The organism is Deltaproteobacteria bacterium, from assembly GCA_016210005.1.
GTDB lineage: Bacteria > Desulfobacterota > Binatia > HRBIN30 > JACQVA1 > JACQVA1.
Genome location: JACQVA010000201.1, coordinates 1 through 4,207, shown reverse-complemented (window position 1 = coordinate 4,207; position 4,207 = coordinate 1). Strand labels below are relative to the sequence as shown.

The window sequence follows — 4,207 nt, the reverse complement described above, 5'->3', positions numbered from 1 at the left end:
TGCGTTTACATCCTGGCCAGCAAACGGAACGGCACGCTGTACATTGGGGTGACCTCACAGCTGGCAACGCGGGTGTGGCAGCATAAGAGCAAGGTAGTGGAGGGTTTTTCGGCCAAGTGCGGCATTGACAAGCTGGTCTACTACGAAGCGCACGGCTGCGCAGAGACCGCAATCGTGCGGGAGAAGCAGCTGAAGAAGTGGCGCCGCGCCCGGAAGATGACAAATTGCGTCCCTTTCGGCCATGGGCCTCGGCCTGACAGCACACAGCACTGTCAGACTGGTGAGGATTTGCCCGGTCGGCTGCACGTTACCCACAGATTTGTCGCACCCCCCCAAGCGAGTGCTCGCCTTGCCCGGCGCGCCGGCGAAGCGCTAAGGTGCGGTTGGAATTCCCGCCCATGGCTGCTGCCGACCCCACTGCTCAATCCGCCGCCGCCAGCCCTTTCGACCGCCGTGCCGGTGAGCGGGCGGAGCCGGTGGCTCTCAGCATTGTGATTCCGGCTTACAACGAGGAGGGCGGGATAGCGGCGTTGCTGGCACGAGTGCGCCGGCAAGCGGAGCATTTGCCCGCCGGCGCGGGCATCGAGGTGATCGTAGTCAATGACGGCTCGACCGACCGCACGGCCGAGATCGTCTCCGGTTGTGCCGGGGTGAAACTGGTGAACTGCGGCAACAACCAGGGTTACGGCGCGGCGCTCAAGACCGGCTTTGGCCAAGCGGCCGGAGAGGCGATCGCATTTCTTGACGCCGACGGCACCTATCCCCCGGAATCGCTGCCGGCGCTCTACGACACCTTGCGCGCACAAGGGGCCGACATGGTGGTCGGTTCGCGCATGCTCGGCGCGCACAGCCGTATGCCGGTGATCCGCAAGCTCGGTAACCTGCTGTTTGCCCGCTTGATCGGCTGGAGCGGGACGACGCGGATCTCCGACGGCGGCAGTGGCATGCGGGTGTTTCGGCGCTCCGTGCTGCCGCGGTTGTTCCCGCTCTCGGACGGGCTCGACTTCATCGTCGCCATGAGTGCGCGGGCCCTTCACGAAGGGCTCAGCGTCGTCGAGGTGCCCATCCCTTACGACGAACGGGTCGGGCAGTCGAAGCTGCGCGTGGTTGGCGACGGCGTCCGTTTTCTTCGCACCATCATGCGGGTGGTGCTCGAGTACAACCCGCTCAAGTTTTTCTTGTTGGCGGGCGGGTTGCTGCTGGCGTGCGCGCTCTATCTCAGCCTGCCGGCGCTTTGGTACTATTTCGAGTTCCGGCGGGTCGAGGACTGGGAAATCTACCGGCTGTTCACAGTGATGGTGCTGTTGGTCGGCGGGATCGAGACCGCCTACTTCGGGTTGCTGGCTACCCGGGTGCTGGCGCTCACCGAGCGCGTACCGATTCCGGATCGCAAAGGCGTCGGGCAACTGGCGCGGTTGCTGCTCGATCGGCGGGTGTTTCGGTTGAGCATCCGCGCCGGTATGGCGCTGATCGCCGCGGCAGCGCTGCTCAACCACGCCACCATTTTCGAGTACGCCAGCACCGGCAAGATCAACATCCATTGGTCGTACATGTTTACCGGCGCCACGCTCGTGCTGGTCGGGATTCAGCTCATCATGGGTGGGGCGTTGAGCAAGATTCTCGAAGAGGTAAAGCGGCGCGAGCGCTTGCGCAGCACTTGGGGCGCATGAGCGTCAGCCCCAACAGTCTGGCGATTCAGCGGCGCCTGCAAAAGGCGGAGCACTACAATCGCTGGATCTACGAGGCGATCCGTGCCGACCTCGGCCGGCGCATCCTCGACGTCGGCTGCGCCGTCGGCAACGTCACCCGGCGGTTGCTTGAAAGCGATCCCGAACTGGTGATCGGCCTCGATGCCGACCCGGCGGCCTTGGCCGAGCTCGAACGCAGCTGCGGCGGCAACCGGGTGCTACGCACGCACTGCCTCGATGTAACGAGTGCTGAGCTAACGGCGCTCACAGCGGAGAGGCTTGATACCATCACCTGCCTCAACTTCCTGGAACATATCGAAGATGACCGGGGACTGCTGCGCTCGTTTTGGCAGCTGCTGGAGCCGGGCGGCCGGCTGATCTTGCTGGTGCCGGCGTTTCCCTGGCTGTACGGCAGCATGGATGCGGCCGACCATCATCTGCGGCGCTACCGGCGCCACGAGCTCGAGCTGGCGATAACGGCCGCCGGCTTTAGCTTACGGCGCACGGCTTACATGAATATGCTCGGCGTCGCCGGCTGGTACCTCAACGGCGTAGTACTGCGCCGCCGGCTCCTGCCGGCGCGCCAGCTCGGGCTGTTCGATCGGCTGGTGCCGCTGCTGCGCAAGCTCGAAGGTGCGATCGGCCCGCCCTTCGGCCAGTCGATCATCGCGGTCGCCGAGCGGCCCTGAGGACACCAGCGTCTGCGACGTGGCCCCAGGTGCGGCCGATTCGTGATACGGTCCCGCCTCCTTCAGCGCGCCGTTCAACTGTTCAACTGCTCACGCAGCCGTCAAGCGCGCTGTTGACTGCGGCCACTAGCTCGTAACATTCATTGCGGTGCTCCCGTGGCCGGCGATGTCGTGACGGCGCTACGGCGTGCACACCAGAGTCAACCGGTCCACGTCGGTCAGCCAGCGCGGCGAGTTTTCGAACGACCTGGTAAGCGTCGCCAAGGCGACCCGGCCGACAGGTGACCGCACCGGCACGCGGACCGCGAACGGGGCCGAGCACAGCCCGGTCTGCGCGGCCTCCACCGGTAGTGACAGCCCGCTGTTGTCGCTGGCGAAGTCGCGCAAGTTGCGCAGGGCTGCGTTCAGGCTGGCGTTGTTGGCAGCATCGCGCAGCGCGTGAGGTGACAAGACGCGCACCGGATCGGCGACGCCCAGCTGTGGGCAAGCCGACAAACGCGGGTCGACGTTGTTCAAGCAGACCACGACGCGGAACTCGCAGGCGTTGGGATCGGCGCCGAAATCACACGTGGCATCACCATTCCTGCACTTCTGCGTCGAGTTCGGGCGGCCGCGCGAGTCAAGCGCCGGGACGTTGTTGGGATTGACCACCGACCACTCGAGCAGGCAGGCCCGTTGATCGGTCACGCTGCTCCTCGCACCATTGCCCGGGATCAACTCATACCGGCAGTTATTGTCGCAGCCGTCACCGTTAACGGCATTGCCGTCATCGCACTGCTCGCCGCGGCCAAGCACGCCGTCGAGCACGCACGGCGGAAAGGTGGGAGTCGGCGTGCGTGTGGCCGGCGGCGGCTTTCGGGTCGCCGTTTGAATGGGAGAAGTGGCCGTCAGTGTGGGCGCCGGCGGCACGAAGCCGTTAGTTGCCGCGCCCTCAGTGCTTGTGACCGCCAGGGTCTGGTCGACCGCGAAACCTGCTGCCGAAGCGCCGGAGTATGGCCCCGAGCCCGTGGCCACGAAGACGATCACCTGGCAGGTCGTCGGATCACTGCCGCAGTCGCTGCGCAGGAGGAAGCCGTCGGGCGTCGCCTGGGTTGTCCCAACACCACCCGGATCCATGTTGCCGACGTGAGTTCCCTGGGTGTCGTCCAAGGTCGTATTCTGTCCAGATACTTCACCCGTTGTGACATTGGACTGAACCACTACGCCGGCCGGCGACGGGAATACCATCGTGGTCCCACCCACCGAGCACCCTGCAATCGCGCGGCTCACGGAGGCCAGGTCTACCGCCGCGGGCACGGCCGCGTCTGCGGTGCTTACAGAGACCAGCGTTTCAGTACTCGAGCCCGCATCCGCGCTGACGGTGCGGGTGCCGCCCGGCAACGTCAACACCCCCTTCCCGCCGCCGGCCGACGCGTTGAAGTTACCGGCACACGAAATCGTGTTGCTCAGGAACCCATCCAGCACCGTCGTGCGCATCCGGTCGGGCAGCGGCGAACCTTGCCCCACCGCGACCGCGGTTAAGACGGCAGTGAACGGCGGAACCACGGGGGCCTCGGTGCAATGGTTGGCGCTACCGGTTGTCAATGCCACGCCGGTGACCTGTGCGCCGGTGTTTCCGCTGCTGGCCTTGAGGATTACGTAAACGTGGTTGTCGTCCGAAAGACATTGTTCGATGCCAAAACCCAACGCCGTTTGCGTCCCCAGGAGCATACTAAGTACTCCATCTCGCAATTACGGTGACGTATTTTGATCATGCAATCACGCAGCTTTGGCAAGGGGACACTCCTTCGCGTGGAGTTTTTCCAGCAGACTGGCGAGGTCCTGCCGGGT

At 64.9% G+C, this 4,207-nt stretch carries 4 protein-coding genes; 3 read left to right on the top strand and 1 reads right to left on the bottom strand.

All coding sequences use genetic code 11. The features are described from left to right. The 3 genes from HY699_19655 to HY699_19645 form a co-directional block, all read left to right on the top strand. On the top strand, nt 1-495 hold a 495-nt coding region (locus HY699_19655; protein ID MBI4518025.1), incomplete at its 5' end, for a GIY-YIG nuclease family protein. Continuing rightward, nucleotides 477-1,670 carry a glycosyltransferase family 2 protein gene (locus HY699_19650; GenBank protein ID MBI4518024.1) on the top strand — a complete coding sequence of 398 codons (1,194 nt, stop codon included), beginning with the start codon at nt 477-479 and terminating at the stop codon, nt 1,668-1,670. The genes HY699_19655 and HY699_19650, both read left to right, overlap by 19 nt. Next, nucleotides 1,667-2,377 (top strand): methyltransferase domain-containing protein, encoded by a 711-nt coding sequence (locus HY699_19645; GenBank protein ID MBI4518023.1) that lies wholly within the window; start codon nt 1,667-1,669, stop codon nt 2,375-2,377. Before HY699_19650 ends, HY699_19645 begins: the two co-directional genes overlap by 4 nt. A 180-nt stretch (nt 2,378-2,557) precedes the next feature. Here the strand turns inward: HY699_19645 and HY699_19640 are convergent, their stop codons facing one another. Next, nucleotides 2,558-3,853 (bottom strand): hypothetical protein, encoded by a 1,296-nt coding sequence (locus tag HY699_19640; GenBank protein MBI4518022.1) that lies wholly within the window; start codon nt 3,851-3,853, stop codon nt 2,558-2,560. Nucleotides 3,854-4,207: the final 354 nt, after the last annotated feature.

Bases quoted from the DNA above. Each gene is read 5' to 3' on its own strand.
- HY699_19645 (MBI4518023.1), top strand. From the start codon at position 1,667: ATGAGCGTCAGCCCCAACAGTCTGGCGATTCAGCGGCGCCTGCAAAAG.
- HY699_19640 (MBI4518022.1), bottom strand. From the start codon at position 3,853: ATGCGCACGACGGTGCTGGATGGGTTCCTGAGCAACACGATTTCGTGT.